At 69.3% G+C, this 20,716-nt stretch carries 20 protein-coding genes; 8 read left to right on the forward strand and 12 right to left on the reverse strand.

Annotated elements, in window-relative coordinates; translation table 11 throughout:
• The first annotated feature begins 310 nt into the window (after positions 1-310).
• A complete protein-coding gene (locus tag BRW65_RS28510; protein WP_073880541.1) occupies positions 311-1,456 on the forward strand; it encodes an Mrp/NBP35 family ATP-binding protein in 1,146 nt (381 codons plus the stop codon).
• Between the two features lie 106 nt (positions 1,457-1,562).
• On the opposite strand, the gene tatB is transcribed toward BRW65_RS28510, so the two are convergent.
• The 4 genes from tatB to sigE form a co-directional block, all read right to left on the reverse strand.
• On the reverse strand, positions 1,563-1,955 hold the full coding sequence (gene tatB, locus BRW65_RS28515) for a Sec-independent protein translocase protein TatB (RefSeq protein ID WP_073880471.1): 393 nt from the start codon (positions 1,953-1,955) through the stop codon (positions 1,563-1,565).
• On the reverse strand, positions 1,956-3,470 hold the full coding sequence (gene htrA, locus BRW65_RS28520; protein ID WP_073880473.1) for a serine protease HtrA: 1,515 nt from the start codon (positions 3,468-3,470) through the stop codon (positions 1,956-1,958).
• Positions 3,471-3,656: 186 nt separating this feature from the next.
• Positions 3,657-4,052, reverse strand: coding sequence for an anti-sigma E factor RseA (gene rseA / locus BRW65_RS28525; RefSeq protein ID WP_073880475.1), 396 nt, complete (start codon positions 4,050-4,052; stop codon positions 3,657-3,659).
• A gap of 105 nt (positions 4,053-4,157) precedes the next feature.
• A complete protein-coding gene (gene sigE, locus BRW65_RS28530; RefSeq protein ID WP_073880477.1) occupies positions 4,158-4,925 on the reverse strand; it encodes an RNA polymerase sigma factor SigE in 768 nt (255 codons plus the stop codon).
• Positions 4,926-5,127: 202 nt separating this feature from the next.
• Between sigE and BRW65_RS28535 the strand changes: the two genes are divergently transcribed.
• The 5 genes from BRW65_RS28535 (at position 5,128) to BRW65_RS28555 (ending at position 9,899) form a co-directional block, all read left to right on the forward strand.
• Positions 5,128-5,796, forward strand: coding sequence for an O-methyltransferase (locus tag BRW65_RS28535; protein WP_073880479.1), 669 nt, complete (start codon positions 5,128-5,130; stop codon positions 5,794-5,796).
• Between the two features lie 238 nt (positions 5,797-6,034).
• Complete coding sequence (locus tag BRW65_RS28540; RefSeq protein WP_073880481.1) at positions 6,035-6,673, forward strand: TetR/AcrR family transcriptional regulator; 639 nt, start codon at positions 6,035-6,037, stop codon at positions 6,671-6,673.
• Positions 6,663-7,577: an ABC transporter ATP-binding protein gene (locus BRW65_RS28545; protein ID WP_073880483.1), complete on the forward strand. Its 915-nt coding sequence runs from the start codon at positions 6,663-6,665 to the stop codon at positions 7,575-7,577. Before BRW65_RS28540 ends, BRW65_RS28545 begins: the two co-directional genes overlap by 11 nt.
• Entirely contained in the window at positions 7,574-9,217 is a 1,644-nt protein-coding gene (locus BRW65_RS28550; protein WP_139273299.1) for an ABC transporter permease, read from the forward strand. The genes BRW65_RS28545 and BRW65_RS28550 overlap by 4 nt, the downstream gene beginning before the upstream one ends.
• 7 nt (positions 9,218-9,224) lie before the next feature.
• Positions 9,225-9,899: a methyltransferase family protein gene (locus BRW65_RS28555; protein WP_073880487.1), complete on the forward strand. Its 675-nt coding sequence runs from the start codon at positions 9,225-9,227 to the stop codon at positions 9,897-9,899.
• A gap of 346 nt (positions 9,900-10,245) precedes the next feature.
• On the opposite strand, the gene glgC is transcribed toward BRW65_RS28555, so the two are convergent.
• Entirely contained in the window at positions 10,246-11,460 is a 1,215-nt protein-coding gene (gene glgC, locus BRW65_RS28560) for a glucose-1-phosphate adenylyltransferase (RefSeq protein WP_073880489.1), read from the reverse strand.
• Positions 11,461-11,610: 150 nt separating this feature from the next.
• Here glgC and glgA point away from each other — a divergent pair, with 150 nt between their 5' ends.
• On the forward strand, positions 11,611-12,774 hold the full coding sequence (gene glgA / locus BRW65_RS28565) for a glycogen synthase (protein ID WP_073880491.1): 1,164 nt from the start codon (positions 11,611-11,613) through the stop codon (positions 12,772-12,774).
• Between the two features lie 23 nt (positions 12,775-12,797).
• Here glgA and BRW65_RS28570 read toward each other — a convergent pair whose 3' ends face one another.
• The 7 genes from BRW65_RS28570 to BRW65_RS28600 all read right to left on the reverse strand — a co-directional run bounded on the left by BRW65_RS28570 (position 12,798) and on the right by BRW65_RS28600 (position 18,513).
• On the reverse strand, positions 12,798-12,971 hold the full coding sequence (locus BRW65_RS28570) for a DUF3117 domain-containing protein (RefSeq protein ID WP_003875513.1): 174 nt from the start codon (positions 12,969-12,971) through the stop codon (positions 12,798-12,800).
• A gap of 193 nt (positions 12,972-13,164) precedes the next feature.
• Entirely contained in the window at positions 13,165-13,743 is a 579-nt protein-coding gene (locus BRW65_RS28575) for a DNA-3-methyladenine glycosylase I (protein ID WP_073880495.1), read from the reverse strand.
• 2 nt (positions 13,744-13,745) lie between these two features.
• Positions 13,746-14,093: a DivIVA domain-containing protein gene (locus BRW65_RS28580; protein ID WP_073880497.1), complete on the reverse strand. Its 348-nt coding sequence runs from the start codon at positions 14,091-14,093 to the stop codon at positions 13,746-13,748.
• Between the two features lie 50 nt (positions 14,094-14,143).
• A complete protein-coding gene (locus tag BRW65_RS28585; protein WP_073880499.1) occupies positions 14,144-15,133 on the reverse strand; it encodes a glucosyl-3-phosphoglycerate synthase in 990 nt (329 codons plus the stop codon).
• Positions 15,130-15,954, reverse strand: coding sequence for a dihydropteroate synthase (gene folP / locus BRW65_RS28590; RefSeq protein ID WP_244168259.1), 825 nt, complete (start codon positions 15,952-15,954; stop codon positions 15,130-15,132). The genes BRW65_RS28585 and folP overlap by 4 nt, the downstream gene beginning before the upstream one ends.
• Before the next feature lie 142 nt (positions 15,955-16,096).
• Complete coding sequence (fadD6, locus tag BRW65_RS28595; protein ID WP_073880503.1) at positions 16,097-17,881, reverse strand: long-chain-acyl-CoA synthetase FadD6; 1,785 nt, start codon at positions 17,879-17,881, stop codon at positions 16,097-16,099.
• 68 nt (positions 17,882-17,949) lie between these two features.
• Complete coding sequence (locus tag BRW65_RS28600; protein WP_073880505.1) at positions 17,950-18,513, reverse strand: TIGR00730 family Rossman fold protein; 564 nt, start codon at positions 18,511-18,513, stop codon at positions 17,950-17,952.
• Between the two features lie 60 nt (positions 18,514-18,573).
• Between BRW65_RS28600 and BRW65_RS28605 the strand changes: the two genes are divergently transcribed.
• Positions 18,574-20,688: an AAA family ATPase gene (locus BRW65_RS28605; protein ID WP_073880507.1), complete on the forward strand. Its 2,115-nt coding sequence runs from the start codon at positions 18,574-18,576 to the stop codon at positions 20,686-20,688.
• Positions 20,689-20,716 lie beyond the last annotated feature (28 nt).

Genomic DNA, 20,716 nt, shown 5'->3' on the forward strand with positions numbered 1-20,716 from the left:
CTGCCGCACCACCGGCGCCCCCGGCCCCGGCGTCACCCGCACCCAAACCGGCCGGCCCGCCGAACGCGGCGGCGCCGAAGCCGCCGGGTCCAGTCGCGGGCGGCTGACCGGCCAGCGGCGATCACAAGCGCGGCGAAGCCGGGCGCAGTGGGTCGCCGCCAACCAGCCCAGCGGCGATCACAAGCGCGGCGAAGCCGGGCGCAGTGGGTCGCCGCCAACCAGCCCAGCGGCGATCACAAGCGCGGCGAAGCCGGGCGCAGTGGGTCGCCGCCAGAAGGTTCCTCTTGCCGCGCGCCTACACTCGGCGGTGATGTCCTCTCATGACACTGCCGACTTGAGCGCAGCAATCCGCACCGCCTTGGGCAAGGTGATCGACCCCGAACTACGGCGCCCGATCACCGAACTCGGAATGGTCAAGAGCATTGACGCCGAGCCCGACGGCGGCGTACACGTCGAGATCTATCTGACCACCGCCGCCTGTCCGAAGAAGACCGAAATCAGCGAGCGCGTCACCCAGGCCGTCTCCGACGTTCCGGGCACGGGCGCCGTGAAAGTCACCCTTGACGTGATGAACGACGAGCAGCGCACCGAACTGCGCAAGCAGTTACGCGGCGACGCCCGCGAGCCCGTCATCCCGTTCGCCCAGCCGAACTCGCTGACCCGCGTCTATGCGGTCGCGTCGGGGAAGGGCGGGGTGGGAAAGTCCACCGTCACCGTCAACCTGGCCGCCGCAATGGCGGCCCGCGGCCTGTCCGTCGGCGTGCTGGACGCCGATATCCACGGCCATTCCATCCCGCGGATGATGGGCACCACCGACCGGCCCACCCAAGTCGAGTCGATGATCCTGCCGCCCATCGCCCACGAGGTGAAGGTCATTTCGATCGCCCAGTTCACCGAGGGCAACACACCGGTGGTGTGGCGCGGACCGATGCTGCACCGGGCGTTGCAACAGTTCTTGGCCGACGTCTATTGGGGCGATCTGGACGTCCTGTTGCTGGACCTGCCGCCCGGCACCGGCGACATCGCCATTTCGGTGGCCCAGCTGATCCCGAGCGCCGAGCTCATGGTGGTTACCACGCCGCAACTGGCCGCGGCCGAGGTCGCCGAGCGGGCGGGCAGCATCGCGATGCAAACCCGGCAGCGCCTCGCCGGCGTGGTGGAGAACATGTCCGGCCTCACGCTGCCGGACGGTTCGACGATGCAGGTGTTCGGCGAGGGCGGCGGCCGGCAGGTGGCCGAGCGGTTGTCCCGCGCGGTCGGTGCCGATGTGCCGCTGCTGGGCCAGATCCCGTTGGACCCCGCCCTGGTGGCCGCCGGCGATTCCGGCACGCCGATCGTGCTGAGCGCCCCCGACTCCCCGGCGGGCAAGGAACTGCGCAGCGTGGCCGACAAGCTGTCGGCACGTCGACGCGGGTTGGCGGGCGTGTCACTCGGGCTCGATCCGACACGACGCTAGATCTGACGGTGGCGACCCGCGTCGCCCGGCTCCGCCGCGCTCGCGATCGCCACAGATCTGACGGTGGCGACCCGCGTCGCCCGGCTCCGCCGCGCTTGCTCGACGGTCAGGTGGCGTCGGCGTCGAACGGTGTCTTGCCGGGGACGGGTGGCTCGATCGGTGCCGCCGGCTCCGGCGCAGCGGCCGCCGCACCGTTGACCGGCCGGTCGAAGTTGCCGGTGAAAAAGGAATCGTCGCCGTCCAGCAGATGCTTGGTGAGCGCGGCGCGCGGGGTCATCCCCCGCAGCCTCTGCAGTTCACTGAGCGGAACGCGCAGGTCGTCGAACTCGGGCCCGAGGTCTTCGCGCAGCTGGGTGGTCACCCCGCTCAGGTAGTCGCGGGCCTGGCGCAGCGCGGTCGACGTCCAGCGGATCGCACCGGGAAGCCGCTCCGGGCCGAGGACCACCAGCCCCACCACGACCAGGACCAGGATGTGCTCCCAGCTCAGGCTGCCGAACATCTAGCTGCCGTCGGGGTCGGGCTTGACGGTCAGGGTGACGTGCCGACCGTCGCGGACCACCTCGATCGGGGCATCCTGGCCGATGGTCAACTGCCGGACCGCGACGACGAACTCGTCGGCGTCGGCGACCTTGCGGTTCCCGACCTTGACGATCACGTCGTTCTCCAGGATCCCGCCCTTTTGCGCCGGGCTTCCCGCCTTCACGTTGGCGACCTGTGCGCCGGAGGCGATCGCGTTGCTCACCGACCGGGTGCTGATGCCCAGCGTCGGGTGCACGATCTTGCCGTCTTTGATCAGCGTCTGGGCGACCATCTTGGCCTCGTTGATGGGGATCGCGAAGCCCAACCCGCTTGCGCTGTCCGACAAGGACTTACCCGCAGTGTTGATGCCGATCACCTGCGAATCCATATCGATCAGCGGGCCGCCGGAGTTGCCGTGGTTGATCGACGCGTCGGTCTGCAGCGCGTCGATGACGGTGTCGGTGTCGGAGCCCTCACCCGACAGCGGGACGGGACGGTGCAGCGCACTGATGATGCCGTGGGTCACGGTGCTGCGCAGCCCCAGCGGCGCACCCGCCGCGAGGACCTCGTCGCCGACGCTCACCTTGTCCGAGTCACCGAACCGGGCCACGCTCAGGTTGTCGACATTGTCGACTTTGAGGACGGCCAGGTCGGTCTTCGGGTCGCGACCGACCAGATTCGCGGGCACTTCCTTACCGTCGTTGAACACCACGGTCGTCTTGAACTGGCTGGGATTGTTGGCCGCCTCGGAGATCACGTGGTTGTTGGTGATGATGTAGCCGCGGCCGTCGACCACCACGCCCGAACCCTGCATGCCCTCCTGGTCACTCTTGGATTCGATGGTGACCACCGCGTTGGCGGTCGCGGCCGCCACCTTGGCGAACCGGCCGGCCGGGCCTTCACCGTTGCCGTTGGTCGACAGGGTCACCTTCGAGGTGGTGAACGCCTCGGCGACTTCGGCCGTCTTGCGGCCGATCACCCCGCCGATGACGCCGATGAGCAGCGCGATCAGCAGCAGGGCGAGCAACGCCAGGTAGGACACCTTGCCGCCGAACAGCACGTCGCGCACGCCGAGCTTGCCGCTGTAACCCTGCGGACCCCGAGGCCTCGCCGGGGCGACCGCCGGGGTGCCCAGCGCCGCGGCGGCAGAGGGGTCGCGCCAGGGGTCGTCGAGTTCGTCGGGCTCCTCCCCGTCTTTCTCGGCCGCCAGCGCGCCCGCGTCGACGGGGTGACGCTGCAGCGAGTCGGCGCTTCCGACGGGACGGCTGAACGCCTCCTGGAGGACCGGATCGGCCGGCTCGTCGTGGGGGGAAAACTCGGATTGGTCCCGATATTTTTGCGGGCGGACCCGGTCGGCGACGAAGGAGCCGCGCAGTCCATCGGGACGGCTGAACAGTTGACGCGATGCGGGGTCCACCGGCGGACGGGAGATGGGGCGCGGCGCCAAGCGGTTGCCGCTGTTCTTGCCGCTGTCGTTGCCTTGATCGGAGGTCACGTTATCCCTTTGGATCCTCTACTTGAGCGCTCGAGACAAGCCCTGCACCGGGCGATACCCACGACACCGGCGTGGCCGTGTCCACCCTAGTATCCACGGTTCGCGACCGGTCGCCCATGAGCGCGCGGGCGGGGTGCGCAAAATCGGGCCGGATCAACGACGGGGGCTCTTTCAGAGGGCGCGCAGCTACGGGCGCTTGCGCTGCTCATGGGCGTCGCGATCAGCAAAACGATCGGACGCCCGGGCGGTCGCGTCGTCGGGCGAATCGTAGGGAATCTCAGCGAGCATTCCGAGCAGCGCGGTCGGGATGCGGATCGGATGCGAATCGCGCAGCGCCGCACGGGCGCGGCTCTGACCGTCGACCTCGGCGGCGCACTGCGGGCACAGCGACAGGTGGTGCGCAGCCCGAAGGTGCGCGTTCATCCGCAGCTCACCGTCGACGAACGCCGCGATGGCTTCGACGGAAAGGTGCTCGGTGGAGCCGAACTGGCGCGGCGCGCCGACGGGGGCGTCGCTCTGGGAGGCGAATTGAGCAGGAAGCCAGGAGAACGCACGACGGAAGAGATGTCCTCGATCGGGCATCACCGGGTCCTTTCGTTGCGCCTACCCCTCGAATGTAGCGCGAGGGGGCGCGCAATACCGCGTTCAAGACCGCAAAACCGCTGGCTCACACCCAAGCGATGAACCCTAGGCCGACTCGGCGGGCAACGCCTCCCGGCTAGTGCCCGGCTGCGGATGCGCGGCCAGGTAGTCACGCAACGCCTGACGTCCGCGGTGGATGCGGCTGCGGACGGTGCCGAGCTTCACGCCCAGCGTCGCGCCGATCTCCTCGTAGGAAAGACCCTCGATGTCACACAGGACGACGGCGGCGCGGAATTCCGGCGGCAGGGAATCCAGGGCGGCCTGCAGGTCCGGCCCGAGCCGCGAATCGTGGTAGATCTGCTCGGGATTGGGCTCGTCGGCGGGCACCCGCTCGTAATCCTCAGGCAGCGCCTCCATTCGGATGCGGGCGCGCCGACGCACCATGTCGAGGAAGAGGTTGGTGGTGATGCGGTGCAGCCAGCCTTCGAACGTTCCCGGCTGGTAGTTCTGCACCGATCGGAAAACCCGGATGAAGGTTTCCTGCGTGAGGTCTTCAGCGTCGTGCTGATTGCCCGAGAGGCGGTAAGCCAGCCGGTACACCCGGTCGGCGTGCTGACGCACCAGCTCGTCCCAGGAGGGCATCGTCGACTTGTCCCCGGTCGCGTCGAAAACCGCGGTGCCATGCAAGCCATCGGACGGCTCCACCCACTCGTCGGCGGGGCAGTCCTGCGGGTGCGACATGCTGGTCGGGCCCAAAAGCGTGGTGATGATCAGATCCTCCGAATCCGTCCTGTCACAAAGCGACAAGTCGTCACCGGCGGCAACACGTAGCCGCCAATCCGTATTCCCGGTCCCACCCGCTCCGCGATCCATAGGGACACCGTCGCGTATGGGCGTATGTGCGATATATGAACAGTCTGAGCTCAGCCTGAGAAACCTTTTCGTTACTAGCGCTGTGCAGGACATATCCGCCGCAGGGTGAAGTTAAACGCAACGGCTTTGCCGGGCGTGTCGTGGCGGCGCGGCTTAGGCGCGCCATGCCGGGGCGCGCACGGAAGTGGAATACGCTGCGGGCATGGACGGCACCGACGCAGACACCCCCGGCCAGCCGGCGCCCAGTCGAGCCGAGTCCCTCTTCGCGCACGCCGAGGGGTCGATCTCGGAGGACGCGCTGCTGGCGGCCGCCCGCGAGCGCGCCGTGGACATCGGAGCGGGCGCGGTGACGCCAGCCGTGGGCGCGCTGCTGAGCCTGCTGGCCAAGCTCAGCGGCGGCAAGGCGGTGGCGGAGGTGGGTACCGGCGCCGGGGTCAGCGGGCTTTGGTTGCTGTCCGGCATGAGCGATGACGGCGTCCTGACGACGATCGACATCGAGCCCGAGTACCTGCGGCTCGCCAAGCAGGCCTTCTCCGAAGCCGGGATCGGGCCGTCGCGCACCCGGTTGATCAGCGGCCGCGCCCAAGAGGTCCTCACCCGGCTGGCCGACGAGTCCTACGACCTCGTGTTCGTCGACGCCGACCCGGTCGATCAGCCCGATTACGTCATGGAGGGCGTGCGGCTGCTGCGATCCGGCGGCGTGATCGTGGTGCATCGGGCCGCCCTCGGCGGGCGTGCAGGCGACCCCGCCGCACGCGACTCGGAGGTGGTCGCGGTCCGGGAGGCGGCACGGCTCATCGCCGAGGACGAGCGGCTCACGCCCGCCCTGGTGCCTCTGGGCGACGGGATTTTGGCCGCCGTTCGCGACTGAATCGATGGTGGCGACCCGCCGCGCCCGGCCACGCCGCGCTCGCGATCGTCACTGACCCGATGGTGGCGACCCGCCGCGCCCGGCCACGCCGCGCTCGCGATCGCCACTGACCCGATGGTCGCGACCCGCCGCGCCCGGCCACGCCGCGCTCGCGATCGCCACTGACCCGATCCCTTTACGAATTCTTGACGCGATACCGACTTGACTCGTGACTGAACGCGCGTTTAGCCTACTGAACATGCGTTCAGCCGACCTGACCGCAACCGCCCGAATCCGCGATGCGGCCATCGAGCAGTTCGGACAGCACGGCTTCGGCGTGGGAGTAAGGGCCATCGCCGAAGCCGCGGGGGTGAGCGCCGCGCTGGTCATCCACCACTTCGGCTCCAAAGACGGCCTGCGCAAGGCCTGCGATGACTACGTCGCCGAAGAGATCCGCAGCAGCAAATCGGAGGCGATGCGGTCCAACGACCCCGCCACCTGGTTCGCGCAGCTCGCCGAGATCGAGGAATTCGCCCCCATCATGGCCTACGTGGTGCGCAGCATGCAGACGGGTGGTGACCTGGCGAAGATGTTGTGGCAGAGGATGATTGAGAACGCCGAAGAGTACCTGGAAGAAGGTGTGCGGGCCGGGACGATAAAGCCCAGCCGTGATCCGAAGGCCAGGGCCAAATATCTCGGAATCACGGGAGGCGGCAGCCTCCTGCTCTACATACAAATGCACGACACGCCAACGGATTTGCGTGCGGTCCTGCGCGATTACGCCAGGGACATGATCCTGCCGGCCCTCGAGATCTACAGCGAGGGCCTGATGGTGGACCGCACCATGTACGACGCATTCCTGGCCGCCGAAGATCAAGGAGGATCCCATGTCAGTTGACAGTGCCGCGCCCATCGAAATACGTGGGCTGACAAAGAACTTCGGAGCTGTCCGCGCGCTGGACGGTCTCGACCTGACGGTGCGCGAAGGCGAAGTCCATGGCTTCCTGGGCCCCAACGGCGCTGGGAAATCGACGACGATCCGCATCCTGCTCGGCCTGGTCAAGGCGGACGGCGGCAGCGTGCGACTGCTTGGCGGCGACCCGTGGACCGACGCGGTCGCATTGCACCGCCAGATCGCCTACGTACCGGGTGATGTCACGCTGTGGCCGACGCTGACCGGCGGGGAGACCATCGACATGCTGGCCCGCATGCGCGGGGGCGTCGATGAACGACGGCGCGCCGAATTGATCGAGCGCTTCGACCTCGACCCCCACAAGAAGGCGCGGACCTATTCGAAGGGCAACCGGCAGAAAGTCTCGCTGATCTCCGCGTTCTCGTCGCATGCCCGCCTGCTGCTCCTCGACGAGCCGAGCAGTGGCCTGGACCCGTTGATGGAGAACGTCTTTCAGCAATGCGTCGCCGATGCGCGCGACCGCGGGGTGACCATCTTGCTGTCCAGCCACATCCTGGCCGAGACCGAAGCGCTGTGTGAAAGAGTGACCATCATCCGGGCCGGCAGAACCGTCGAGAGCGGTTCGCTGGACTCGATGCGTCATCTCAGCCGCACCTCGATCAGAGCCGAAATGACCGGCGACCCCGGCGATCTCACCCGAATAAAGGGGGTTGAGGACGTCAGCGTCGAAGGCAACACGGTGCGCGCCCAGGTCGACGGCGAGAGCCTCGGCGAACTGATCCGGGCGCTGGGCGACGCGGGCGTGCGCAGCCTCGTCAGCCAGCCGCCGACGCTCGAGGAACTCTTCCTGCGCCACTACGACACGGCGGAGAAGGTGTCCGCGTCATGAACACCGCGACCTTGGATCGGCCACACCGCCCGAGCCACCCAGCCCCGCAACGGCGGCCGAACTTCGCGGGAACGCCGGGCATGCTACGGCTCTACCTCCGGCGCGACCGGATCTCGCTGCCGCTGTGGGTGCTGCTGCTCTCGGTGCCGCTGGCAACGGTGTACGTCGGCAGCATCGAAAAGGTCTACCCCACCCAGGCGGCGCGTGCCGGGTTCGCGGCCTCCATCATGGCGAGCCCCGCCCAGCGTGCGCTCTACGGGCAGGTCTACAACGACAGCCTTGGGGCGGTGGGCATTTGGAAGGCCGGGATGTTTCACCTGCTCATCTCGGTGGCCGTCATCCTGACCGTCATCCGGCACACCCGCGCCGACGAGGAGGCCGGACGGACGGAGCTCGTGGACTCGACCGCAGTCGGGCGCTACGCCAGCCTCACCGCAGCCCTTTTGTTGTCCTTCGGGGCCAGCGTCGCGACGGGCGTAATCGGCGCGGCGGGGCTGCTCACCACCGACGTCGCCCCGGGTGGGTCGCTCGCCTTCGGCGCGGCGCTGGCCTGTTCCGGCCTGGTGTTCACCGCCGTCGCCGCCGTCGCCGCGCAACTGTCGCCGAGCGCACGGTCTGCCCGCGGTGCCGCGTTCGCCGTCCTGGCGGCGGCCTTCACGCTGAGGGCCCTTGGCGACGCCGGTTCGGGCGCCTTGTCCTGGCTCTCGCCGCTGGGGTGGTCGCTGCAGGTCCGGCCCTACGCGGGCGACCACTGGCCGGTGCTGCTGCTGCATCTGGCGACGACCGCCGTCCTCACCGCACTGGCCTATCGGCTCCTCGCGGGGCGCGACGTCGGCGCCGGGCTGTTCGCGGAGCGGCCCGGCCCCGGCTCCGCCGCCCCCGCACTGGGCAACGTGTTTGGGCTGGCGTGGCGGCTGGATCGCGGCGCCCTCGTGCTGTGGACCGTGGGCCTGTGCCTCTACGGCGTCCTGATGGGCAGTGTGGTGCACGGCATCGGGGACGAGCTCGGCGACAGCAGCGCCGCGCGCGACATCGTGGTCCGGATGGGTGGCACCAACGCCTTGGCGGAGGCCTTCATCGCCGTCGCGTTCACCATGCTGGGCATGGCGGCCGCCGCGTTCGCGATTTCGCTGACGCTGCGGCTACACCAGGAGGAGGCGGCGCAACGCGCCGAGACGACGCTGGCCGGCGCGGTGTCGCGAACCCGTTGGCTGGCCAGCCACGTGCTGGCAGCCCTGCTCGGTTCCACGGTCGCGATGCTGCTCAGCGGGCTGGCGGGCGGGCTCGTCTACGGCGCCGCCACCGGCGACGTCGGCGCCAAGGTGGCCGTCGTGGTGGGAAGCGCGGCGGTGCAGCTGCCCGCCGTCTGGTTGTTGTGTGCGGTGACCGTCGCCGTGTTCGGGCTCGCGCCGCGATTCACGCCCGTGGCGTGGGGCGTCCTGGTCGGGTTCATCGCCTTGTACCTGATCGGTTCCTTGGCCGGGTTCTCACAGTGGCTGCTCGACCTGGAGCCGTTCGCCCACATTCCGCGCGTCAGCAGCGGTTTCACGGCCACGCCACTGTTGTGGTTGCTCGTCATAGATGCCACACTGATCGCCCTGGGAGCCGTGGCTTTTCGACGACGCGATCTGCGACTTTAGGAGCGTCATGAAGATCGGTGTTCGACTGGCGGCATCAGCGATTCTCGGAATCGCCGCCTACGCTTTGGTCCTGTTCTTGCCGGCCGGCACCTTCCACTATTGGCAGGGCTGGGTTTTCATCGCCCTGTTCACGGTGGTATCGATCGTCCCGACGATCTACCTGGCGCGCAAACATCCGGCGGCCCTGCAACGGCGCATGCACGCGGGACCGCGGGCGGAAACCCGGACGGCCCAGAAGATCATCAGTGCCGGCGCCTTCGGGACGCTCTTCGTGGTCATGGCGTTCAGCGCGTTCGACCATCGGATGGGCTGGTCGACGGTGCCCGTGTGGCTGTGCGTGGTCGGCGACATCCTGATGGCCACCGGCCTGGCCATCGCCATGCGCGTGATCATCGAGAACAGTTATGCCGCTGCGACGATCACGGTGGAGAGCGGCCAGCAAGTCGCGTCCGACGGTCTTTACCGGTTCGTCAGGCACCCGATGTACGCCGGGAACGTGATCATGATGGTGGGCATGCCCTTGGCGCTGGGCTCGTACTGGGCGCTGCTGCTGGTCGTCCCGGGCGTGGCGATCCTCGTGCTGCGCATTCTCGACGAGGAAAAGCTGCTCAAATCGGATCTCCCCGGATACCGCGAATACGCGCAACGCGTCCGCTATCGGCTGCTGCCGAGTGTGTGGTAGCCGCTTAATGTGATCGCGTGGCCGCGCTCCCGCGCCAAGCGGGGACCGGCCGTGGCGTCGCCCCGGCGCCCTTCGTTACGCGCTCCCATTCGCGCGTTCACTCACGCGGGCTCCAGCCACGCCCGCCTCTACACGCACCGCGGCGCGGACGCGTTGGCGGCCAACGTATTTGGCCGAGAGCGGACTGCTGACCGCCCCCGGCCGTCGGCCGACGGTGGCATCACGTTCGAAACCCGCTCCCGCGCAGCCGCTTTCAGCCGGCTACGGCTACGGGCGCGAGCAGACGCAAAATCACACGATTGGGCTGCCAAACAGGCGATTTTGCGTCTGCTCGCGAAAGAGGCGGCTAGATCCAGACGCCCTTGCCCACCGCGACGACGCCGCCGGCGCTGATCGCGAAGCGCTCCCGGTCCTTCTCCAGATCCACGCCGACCATCTCGCCTGGCCCGACGACGACGTTCTTGTCCAGGATGGCGTGCCGTACCACGGCGCCCCGACCGACGCGGGCGCCGGGCATGATCACGCTGCCCTCGACGATCGCGCCGTCGTCGACCACGACGTTCGACGACAGCACCGAGTTGCGCACCGAGGCGGCCGAGATGATGCTGCCGGCGCCGACGACCGACTCCTGCGCCGAGCCGCCGTTGACGAACTTGGCCGGCGCCAGGTTCTCCGACTCGCCGCGGATCGGCCAGCGCTTGTTGTAGAGGTTGAACACCGGATGCACCGACACCAGATCCATGTGGGCGTCGTAGAAGGCGTCCAGCGTCCCCACGTCGCGCCAGTAGGCCCGGTCGCGGTCGGTGGCGCCGGGCACCTCGTTGTCGTTGAAGTCGTACACCGCGGCCATTCCGTCGGCGACCAGTCGCGGGATGATGTCACCGCCCATGTCATGGTCGGAGTGGTCGTCGTCGGCGTCGGCGCGGATGGCGTCGATGAGGACCTTCGTGGTGAAGATGTAGTTGCCCATCGAAACGAACGTCGACTCGGGGTCGTCCGGGACGCTCGGGGGGTCCAGGGGCTTCTCCACGAAATCGCGGATGGCACCGGAGTCGTCGGCGGCGATGCAGCCGAAAGCGCTGGCCTCGGTGCGCGGCACCCGGATGCCGGCCACCGTTGCCCCCGCCCCACTTTCGATGTGGAACTGGACCATCTGCTCCGGGTCCATCCGGTAGACGTGGTCGGCGCCGAAAACGACTATGTAGTCGGGGTCTTCGTCGTAGATCAGGTTGAGCGACTGGTAGATCGCGTCGGCGGAGCCGGTGTACCAGCGCGGGCCCAGGCGCTGCTGGGCGGGCACCGGCGTGATGTATTCACCCGCCAGACCGGACAACCGCCAGTTCTGCGAAATGTGACGGTCGAGTGAATGCGACTTGTACTGAGTGAGAACGCAGATCCGCAAATAGCGGGCATTGACGAGATTGGACAGCACGAAGTCGATCAGTCGATAGGCGCCGCCGAAGGGAACCGCGGGCTTGGCCCGATCCGCGGTCAGCGGATACAACCGCTTGCCCTCCCCCCCGGCCAGGACGATGCCCAGCACGTGTGGCGCTTCCCTCATGGTTCAAACCTATCGGCCGTCGCGGACCGCTGCCAGAGGGACCGCTCTATTGGCGATCGGCTGCGCGGCTGTCCGTCAAGGTGTTTGGTTTCCTCCCCGATTGTCCAGCCCGACTCGCGGGCGCGGCCAACGCCGAACTACCGTGCGGGTATGCGGGTGGCGATGATGACTCGGGAGTACCCACCGGAGGTCTACGGGGGAGCCGGTGTACACGTCACCGAACTGGTCGCCCAACTGCGCCGACTGTGCGCGGTCGACGTGCACTGCATGGGCGCGCCGCGGCCCAACGCCTTCGTGCACCAGCCCGATCCGCGCCTGCAGGGCGCCAACGCGGCGCTGTCGACGTTGTCCTCGGACCTGTTGATGGCCGACGCCGCGTCGGCCGCCAGCGTCGTGCATTCGCACACCTGGTACACCGGCATGGCCGGCCATCTCGCCGCGCTGCTCTACGACATCCCCCACGTCCTGACCGCCCATTCGCTCGAGCCGCTGCGGCCGTGGAAGGCCGAGCAGCTCGGCGGCGGTTACCGCATCTCGACGTGGGTGGAGCACACCGCCGTGCAGGCCGCGGACGCCGTCATCGCGGTGAGCTCCGCGATGCGCGAAGACATCCTGCGGGTCTACCCCGCCTTGGACCCCAGCCTGGTGCACGTCATCCGCAACGGCGTCGACACCGATGTCTGGCACCCCGCCGGGCCGATGCAAACCGGGTCGCTGCTGGCCGAACTCGGGGTCGACCCAGACCGGCCCATCGTGGCGTTCGTCGGCCGGATCACCCGGCAGAAGGGCGTCGCGCACCTGGTGGCGGCGGCGCATCACTTCGACTCCGAGGTACAGGTGGTGCTGTGCGCGGGCGCGCCCGACACCCCGGAGATCGCCGACGAGATGCGGTCCGCGGTGACGCGGCTGTCCGATAGCCGACGGGGTGTGTTCTGGGTCCGTGAAATGCTGCCCATCGGCGAGCTGCGCGAAATTTTATCCGCGGCAACGGTATTCGTGTGCCCCTCGGTGTATGAGCCACTGGGCATCGTGAATCTGGAGGCGATGGCATGCGCGACGGCGGTGGTGGCGTCCGACGTCGGCGGGATACCGGAGGTGGTCGCCGACGGGGTGACGGGATCGCTGGTGCATTACGACCCCAACGATGCGACCGGGTATCAGGCCAGGCTGGCCGAAGCGGTCAATGAGCTCGTCGCGGATCCCGAGCGGGCGAAGCGCTACGGCGAGGCGGGGCGCCAGCGCTGCGTCGAGGAGTTCTCCTGGGCCCACGTCGCCGAGCAGACGCTGGACATCTACCGAAAGGTGTGTGCGTAGCGCAGCCGTCCGTCGGCGCGCGTTCAGCCGGAGCTCGTGACACCCTTGAGTTCGTCACCGAGGGCGGCGGCTTCGTCGGGCGTCAGCTCGACAACCAGTCGTCCGCCTCCCTCAAGTGGTACCCGCATCACGATGCCGCGCCCCTCCTTCGTTGCTTCCAGAGGACCGTCGCCGGTCCGGGGCTTCATCGCCGCCATCGAGTGCTCCCTCCAGGTTCGAGCTGGCCCGCCTTTGCGGACCTGGTCGGCGCCGAGCATGCCCCGCCAGCGATTTTCCAGCCATACCCGACATCGAACTGCCAAATCACCCCTCCATTGTTCCCTATCCAGGTCACGAGTTGAACAAAGACCCGGTTCTCCGGGATTAGCGGGGCGTTCTTGGCCCGCGTCGTCAACGGGGGGACGGCACCCAACAACCCCGGATGTGGTCGTCGACCATCCCGGTCGCCTGCATCAGCGCATAGGCGGTGGTCGGCCCGACGAAGCGGAACCCACGCCGCTTGAGCTCACGCGCCATGGCCTTCGATTCCTCAGTGGCCGAGGGAATTTGGGAGCCGTCAGCAGGGCGAGGGCGCGGTTCCGGCGCAAACGACCACAGCAGCTTCGACAGGTCCCCGGGAGTTCCAAGCTCAGCGGCGGCGCGGGCGTTCGCGATCGTCGCGTCGATTTTCGCGCGGTTGCGCACGATTCCCGTGTCCGCCATCAGCCGCTGCACGTCGGCGTCGGTGTACCCGGCGACCTGCTCGAAATCGAAGTCGGCGAAGGCGCGCCGGAAGTTCTCCCGCTTGCGCAGGATGATCAGCCACGACAGCCCGCTCTGGAAGGCCTCCAGGCTCATCCGCTCGAACAGGGCCACCCCGTCGTGCACCGGGCGCCCCCACTCCTGGTCGTGGTAGTCGCGGTACATCTCGAAATCGGGTCCCGGCCGGATGGCCGCCCAGCTACACCGAACCAGCCCGTCATCGCTCACATCTAGTCCTGACGATCCTCGGCGCCCCCGGGTTCCACGGCCTCGGGTTGGTCTTGGGCCTCCCCGGGGGCGTGCACCGCGGCGAGCTGGCCGCGCAGCGCCTCGAGCTCGCGGGCGAGCCGATCCAGCACCCAGTCCACCTCGCTGGTCTTGTATCCGCGCAGCACCTGGGTGAACTTGACGGCGTCGACGTCCGCGCCGGTCACACCGTACGCGGGCAAGACCGTCGCGGTCGTCCCACGCGGCAGGGGCGGCAGCTGCTCACCCCGTCCGAACAGCAGACTCGCCGCGCCGAACAGCACGATCGCCACCAGCACCAGCACCACCAGGTAGAGCAACACCAACGCCACGTCGTCGATATTGCCCTATGGCACCGACACCGCGACGACGCAGCGGGGCCTTAGCGCGGCCGCAGGACCTTCATCGGCGGCCGGTCCGCCAGCGACACCGGCGACGTGCGTTGGGTGTAGCCCTGAAAGTCGGGGCCCTCGGTGTCGTCGGCGAAGAACTGCGTCAGCCCGACGCCGGAGTCGGGGACCCCGCAGCGCGAGAGCAGGGTCGCGATGACCTGCCGGCTCATCGCGCCCAGCTCGGCCAGCGGCCGGTTGCGGTGCGCGCGTACACCGAGGTTGACCTGGGCGATCGCCCCCAAGCCCAGCCGGTCGAAAGTGTCCAGCAGCAGGCCGATCTCCACGCCGTAGCCCGGCGCGAACGGCACCGACGTCAGCAATTCGCGGGTGGCCGCGTACTCCCCGCCGAGCGGCTGCAGGATGCCACCCAGCTCCGGTCGCAGCGCCGCGAGCAGCGGCCGCGCCACCAGCTCGGTGACCCGTCCGCCGCCGGTCGCGCCCGCCACGTCCCCGGCCCGCAGCGGGCGTCGGTAGAAGCTCTTGACCAGGTGGATGCCGTCGCCGGTGAGCAAGGGCCCGACCAACCACGGCACGAACATCGGGTGCGGGTCGATCAGGTCCGAATCGACGAACACGACGATGTCACCGGTGGTGGCCGCGAGCGAGCGCCACAGCGCCTCGCCCTTGCCCGGCCGGATCGGCACCTCGGGCAACGCCTGCTCACGGCTGACGACGCGGGCGCCGGCGGCGACGGCGCGGATTTCGGTGTCGTCCGTGGAGCCGGAGTCGAGCACGATCAACTCGTCGACCAATCCATCGACCAGCGGTGAGATGCTGTCGATCACCGTTTCGATGGTCTCTTCCTCGTCGAGGGCCGGGAGCACCACCGAGATGGTGCGGCCCGCCTTCGCGGCCTCGAGTTCGGCGACGGTCCAGCCGGGACGGTTCCAGCTGCGGTCGGCCAGCCACGTGTCGCCGGGTCGGGCGGCCAGCACCCCGTCTTCGGTGAGGGCGCCCGGGAACAGGTCGGATGCCGTCATGCCAGCCCCCTCACCGTGCGCGTCGGCGGGCGTATCCCCTGGATCGCGGCGACCATCTCGAGCACCCGTCGGGTCGCGGCGACCTCGTGGACGCGAAACATCCGCGCACCGGCGGCCGCGGCCAGCGCGGTGGCCGCCAACGTGCCCTCGAGCCGCTCGGTCAATTCCACCCCCAAAGTCTCCCCGACGAAGTCCTTGTTACTCAAAGCCATGAGCACGGGCCATCCGGTATTAACAAGATCGCTCAGGTGGCGCAACAGCAGCAGCCCATGGAAGGTGTTCTTGCCGAAGTCGTGGGCCGGGTCGATCAGCACCCGGTCGCGGGCCACCCCGCGGGCGACCGCGTGTTCGGCGGCGGCGGTGACCTGGCGAATGACATCGTCGACCACCCCGCGGGTGGTGGTCCCGTAGCTCACCCGGAACGGACGCGTGCGGGGCAGGGCGCCGCCGGTGTGCGAACACACCAGGCCCGCCCCGAACTCGGCGGCGACCTCGACCAGCTCCGGGTCGATGCCGCCCCAGGTGTCGTTGATGAGGTCCGCGCCCGCCGCGCAGGCCACCTTGGCCACCTCGGAGCGCCAGGTGTCCACGCTGATCAGCTGGTCGGGGTAAGCGTCGCGCAGCCACTCGATGAACGGGATCAACCGGCCGATCTCGGTGTCCGCGTCGACCTCCTGGCCCGGGCCCGCTTTGACCCCGCCGACGTCGATGACGTCGGCACCCTCGGCGACGGCCCGGTGGGCGGCGGACCGGGCGGCCTCGTCGCCGAAGGTCGCACCCTTGTCGTAGAACGAGTCGGGGGTGCGGTTGACGATCGCCATGATCAGCGGGCGATCGCCGGCGACCGGGCGGCCGCAGAAGCTCGATTGCACACGTCTATGGTGCCCGGTCGGGTCCGCGAGTGTGCGGCCAGCCGCGCAGTGGGCGCCGAAGGTGCGGCTGGGCGCACGCTCGGGGCACGACTCAGCCCTTGGGCCGCTTACCGTCGGCCACCTCGTCGGGATACTCGTCGTAGTACGGCACGTAGCCCTCGTCGCGGCCGGCCAGCACGTAGAGCGGGTCCTTGATGTCCGGCCCGTAGGCCTGGTCGCGCAGTTCCACCTTGCGGCTCTTGAACGTCGTGGTGTGCTCGAGCGAATCGACCACCCGCACGAACAGCGGCAGCGCGTAAGCGGGCAGCTGGCCGTAGACCGCGCGCGCCAGCGACTTGCCGTCGAACTCCGACCCGTCGCGCAGCTTGACCGCGGCCATCCCGGCGCGGCCGCCGGTGCGGGGAATCTCGACACCGAAGACGGTGCACTCCTCGACGTGCTCGTCGGACGCCAGCGCGGCCTCCACCTGCGTGGTGGCGACGTTCTCGCCCTTCCACCGGAAGGTGTCGCCGAGGCGGTCGACGAACGCCGCGTGCCCCATGCCCTGCGGGCTCATCACGTCCCCGGAGTTGAACCACACGTCGCCCTCGCGGAAGGCGTTGCGGACCAACTTTTTCTCGCTCGACTCCTTGTCGGTGTAGCCGTCGAACGGCTGCAGCCGGTTGACCGGGCTGAGCAGCAGGCCGGGTTGCCCGGGCGGCACCCGGCGCACCCGTCCGTCGTCGTCGCGCAGCGGGGCACCGGTGTCGGGGTCGTACTCCACGTATGCCAACGGCATCGGGAAGACGCCGGTGCTCCGCGGCACGTTGAACACGTTGATGAACGCGGTGTTGCCCTCGCTGGAGGCGTAGAACTCGCACACCCGGGCGATGTCGAACCGATTCGTGAACTCGTCCCAGATCTCCGGTCGCAACCCGTTGCCGGCGATCACCCGCACCCGGTGCGCGCGGTCGGTGGGCTTGCGCGGCTGGTTGAGCAGGTAGCGGCAGATCTCGCCGATGTAGATGAACGCCGTAGCCTCGGCGGCGATCACCTCGTCCCAGAACTTCGACGCCGAGAACGACTTGCCCAGCGCCAGCGTGGCCCCGGAGTTGATCACCGACGACAACGCGACCGTCAGCGCGTTGTTGTGGTACAGCGGCAGGCAGCTGTACAGCGTGTCGGAGCTCTTCAGCCGCAGCCCGATGCCGCCGAACGCCGCGAGTGCCTTCAGCCACCGCAGGTGCGTCATCACGCTGGCCTTGGGGAATCCCGTGGTGCCCGAGGTGAAGATGTAGAACGCGGTGTCCTTGGCCTGCACGGCCGACGCCGACGGTGGGTTGGTGGCCGGGGCGCTGACGGCGAACCGCTCCAGGTCTTCCACGGTCATCGTCTCGGTGTCCCCGGCACCGCCGCACTCGGCCACGGCGCTGACCAGGTCGGTCTCGGCGATCAACACCTTGGCCTTCAGCAGGCCCAGGCTGTGCGCCAGCACCTCGCCGCGTTGGTGGTAGTTCAGCATCCCGGCGACGGCGCCGCATTTGACGGCGGCCAGCATCGCCAGCACCGCGTTGGGCGAGTTGCGCAGCATGATCGCGACGACGTCGCCGTGGCCCACCCCGCGCGAGGCCAGCACCGCGGCGTATCTGTTGGCGGCGGCGTTGGCGTCGCGGTAGGTCAATTCCTGATCGCCGAACCGCAGGAAGATCCGGTCGCCATAGCGGGCGGCGCGCTCCTGGAACACCGTGCCGATCGACTTCTTCGAGCCCGGCTGGGCCAGCAGCCCGGTCATCGCCCCGCGCACGATCACCGGCATATCGGCCAGCAGCCCCGGCGCCCGCGACGCGATATCGGTCAGTTTGACCGCCGTGCGCGCTCCCCCGTCGTGATTCGACACGTCATCCCTCGCTTCTGCGTAAACAACCCGCGCACAGCCTAGTAGGGGTAGCCGGGATGCCGGCGCCCTCAATCGGGCGCGCACGCCTCGACGGCGGCGCTCACCTTGTCCACCAGCAACAACCGGTCCATCGCCGACTGCGAGACGTAGCCGCTGTCCAGCAGGCCGCACAGCCAGAGCCACAGGCCTTCGTAATGCCCCAGGGGGTCGAGCAGGACGATGGGCTTGCCGTGCAGACCGAGGTAGCCGGTGGTCCACGAGTCGAGCAGCTCGTCCAGGGTGCCGACCCCGCCGGGGAGCACGATGAACGCGTCGGCGCGCTCCTCCATGACCTGCTTGCGCTCATGCATGGTCTCGGTGACGATCAGCTCGTCGGCGTCGGTGTCGGCGATCTCGCGGCGCATCAGAATCTGTGGGATGACGCCGACGGTCCGGCCCCCACGAGCGCGCGCCGCGGTTGCCACCGCGCCCATCGCCGACACCCGGCCGCCGCCCCACACCAGCGTCCAGCCGCGCTCCGCGATGGCCTCGCCGAGTTCGGTAGCGACCGCAAGCAATTCGGGATGTTCGGGACCGGACGCGCAGTACACACACACCGCCCGCTCGCCTGCTGGCTCGCGTTGCGGGGGCATACAACGAAAGGTAGACCAAGGCCGCTGCGGGCCGCATACCGCGCGCAATAAAATCCGGCGATGCCGATTCGATGGAACGTCCCCCAGCACGCGTCGGCCCTGGAGCGGCTGGGCGCGGCGCTCGCGACCGCGAGGGGTGCGGTCGTCCTCGGACCGGACGGGTGCGGCAAGTCCACGTTGGCCCGGATGGCCGCCGAAGAGTTCGTCCGCGATCACCCGGACACCCGCGTCCCCTGGGTGACCGGCACCCCGACGGAGCGCGCGGTGCCCTTCGGCGCCTTCGGCCACCTGGTCGAGATCGCCGACATCGGCAAGCCGGCCGCGTTGTTGCGCGTCGCCCGGGCGTCACTGGACGGTGACGACGTGCTGCTGGTCGTCGACGACGCCCATGAACTGGACATCCTCTCGGCAATCCTGGTGTACCAGCTGGCGCGCACCGGCGGGGCCAGGCTGATCGTCACCGGCCGCGCCGAATCGTCTCCCGAGGCCGTCGCGGCGCTGTGGACCGATCGCCTGCTCCCCCGAATCGACATCGAACCGGCCGGCGGGATGACCACGGCGGCCGAGGTCGACGCGTTCCTCGCCGAGATTCCCGCCGCGGCCCGGGCGGTGCTGGACTACCTCGCCGTCGCGGAGCCGCTGTCGGTCGCCGACCTGAACGCCCTCACCGGCTCGGACGCGGTCCGCCAGGCCACCGACTGCGGGGCCGTGGAGACGCGGGCGCGCAGTGGGGAGTCGGACGAACCGGTGGTGTACACGGCCCACCCGCTCTTCGCCGAACGGGCGCTCGCCGCGCTCGGCGGTGACGGCGCGCGGCAACGGCGCACCGAGGTGGTGCGGCTGCTGTCGCAGCATCCGCCGGACCACCTCGGCGACCGGCTGCGGTTGGCGTCGCTGGCCCTGGACAGCGACGCTCCGCAGCCGACGGCCGAAGTGGTGGCCGCCGCGCAACAGGCGCTGAGGCTGGGCGACCTGGCCCTGGGCGAACGGCTGGCCTCCTCGGCGATGGAGCGCTCCGGCGGGCTGGCGGCGCGGCTGGCGCTGGCGCACGCCCTGGGGTGGCAGGGCCGCGGCCGCGAGGCCGACGCGGTGCTGGCCGGCCTGGATCCCGCCGCGTTGACCGAGGCCGCGCTCCTGGACTGGGCGCTGCTGCGCGCGGCCAACCAGTTCTGGATGCTCAGCGAGCCCGAGCGCGCCACCGCGTTTCTGCGGACCGTCCGCAATCGCGTCGCGGACGCGGGCGCGCGGACCACCCTCGACGCCCTGAGCGCCACGTTCGCGATGAACGCGGGCAACGTCGGCCACGCCGTGAAGGTCGCCGGCGAGGTGCTGGCCGCGCCGGACGCCGACGACCAGGCGGTGGCCTGGGCGGCCAGCGCGGCGGCGTTGTGCGCTGCGCGGCAGGGGCGTTTCGACGACGTCGAGCCGCTGGCCCAGCGCGCCCTGGCCGCCGAACATCCCGGGTTGCTGCGCTTCACCATCGGGTTGGGGCAGACCACCGCGTTGTTGATGGCGGGCCGGCTCGAGGCGGCCCGCGAGCTCGCCCAGCAGTTCACGGATTTCGCCGAGTTGCAGCAGCCGGGCCGCGCGATCGGTGAGGTGCTGCTGGCCCATGTGTTGCTCGCCGACGGTGAATTTGACCGAGCCGCAGCGCTGTTGGGTCCGGCGGCTGCGACGCTGGAACGCACCGGGTATTCGTGGGGGCCGCTGTCGTTGACGTTGTTGGCCTCCGCGCTGGCCCAGCAGGGTGACATTGCGGCCGCGGGAAAGACGTTGGGCAGGGCCGAATCCCGGCACGGCACCAAGTCGGCGCTGTTCGCGCCGGAGCTCGGTGTCGCGCGGGCGTGGCGGCTGGCCTCGATGCGCGACCGGCACGGCGCGGTGGCCGCCGCCCGCGACGCCGCCCGGATGGCCGAGCGCAGCGGCCAGCGGGTGGTGGCGATGCGCGTGTGGCATGACGCCGTGCGGCTCGGCGACACCCGAGCGGCCGATCCGTTGGGCCGACTTTGTGACGAAATCGACTGCGCGGCAGGCAAACTCGCGCTCGCCCACGCGCGCGCGCTGACGGCCGGCGATGGTCCGGCGCTGTTGGTTGTGTCGGACGAACTGGCCGCGGTCGGGATGCGCGCAGCCGCCGCCGACGCCGCCGCCCAGGCCCAGCGGTGCGGTAGCTGACTAGCCGCTTGCTTGCGAGTGTCACGCC

The sequence above is a fragment of the Mycobacterium paraffinicum genome (assembly GCF_001907675.1).
Lineage (GTDB): Bacteria > Actinomycetota > Actinomycetes > Mycobacteriales > Mycobacteriaceae > Mycobacterium > Mycobacterium paraffinicum_A.

Excerpts from the sequence above, each read along its gene's own strand:
- BRW65_RS28510 (WP_073880541.1), top strand. The coding sequence starts at position 311 with ATGTCCTCTCATGACACTGCCGACTTGAGCGCAGCAATCCGCACCGCC.
- tatB (WP_073880471.1), bottom strand. The coding sequence starts at position 1,955 with ATGTTCGGCAGCCTGAGCTGGGAGCACATCCTGGTCCTGGTCGTGGTG.
- rseA (WP_073880475.1), bottom strand. The coding sequence starts at position 4,052 with ATGCCCGATCGAGGACATCTCTTCCGTCGTGCGTTCTCCTGGCTTCCT.
- sigE (WP_073880477.1), bottom strand. The coding sequence starts at position 4,925 with ATGGATCGCGGAGCGGGTGGGACCGGGAATACGGATTGGCGGCTACGT.
- BRW65_RS28535 (WP_073880479.1), top strand. The coding sequence starts at position 5,128 with ATGGACGGCACCGACGCAGACACCCCCGGCCAGCCGGCGCCCAGTCGA.
- BRW65_RS28540 (WP_073880481.1), top strand. The coding sequence starts at position 6,035 with ATGCGTTCAGCCGACCTGACCGCAACCGCCCGAATCCGCGATGCGGCC.
- BRW65_RS28545 (WP_073880483.1), top strand. The coding sequence starts at position 6,663 with ATGTCAGTTGACAGTGCCGCGCCCATCGAAATACGTGGGCTGACAAAG.
- BRW65_RS28550 (WP_139273299.1), top strand. The coding sequence starts at position 7,574 with ATGAACACCGCGACCTTGGATCGGCCACACCGCCCGAGCCACCCAGCC.
- BRW65_RS28555 (WP_073880487.1), top strand. The coding sequence starts at position 9,225 with ATGAAGATCGGTGTTCGACTGGCGGCATCAGCGATTCTCGGAATCGCC.
- glgC (WP_073880489.1), bottom strand. The coding sequence starts at position 11,460 with ATGAGGGAAGCGCCACACGTGCTGGGCATCGTCCTGGCCGGGGGGGAG.
- glgA (WP_073880491.1), top strand. The coding sequence starts at position 11,611 with ATGCGGGTGGCGATGATGACTCGGGAGTACCCACCGGAGGTCTACGGG.
- BRW65_RS28570 (WP_003875513.1), bottom strand. The coding sequence starts at position 12,971 with ATGGCGGCGATGAAGCCCCGGACCGGCGACGGTCCTCTGGAAGCAACG.
- BRW65_RS28585 (WP_073880499.1), bottom strand. The coding sequence starts at position 15,133 with ATGACGGCATCCGACCTGTTCCCGGGCGCCCTCACCGAAGACGGGGTG.
- folP (WP_244168259.1), bottom strand. The coding sequence starts at position 15,954 with ATGGCGATCGTCAACCGCACCCCCGACTCGTTCTACGACAAGGGTGCG.
- BRW65_RS28600 (WP_073880505.1), bottom strand. The coding sequence starts at position 18,513 with ATGCCCCCGCAACGCGAGCCAGCAGGCGAGCGGGCGGTGTGTGTGTAC.
- BRW65_RS28605 (WP_073880507.1), top strand. The coding sequence starts at position 18,574 with ATGCCGATTCGATGGAACGTCCCCCAGCACGCGTCGGCCCTGGAGCGG.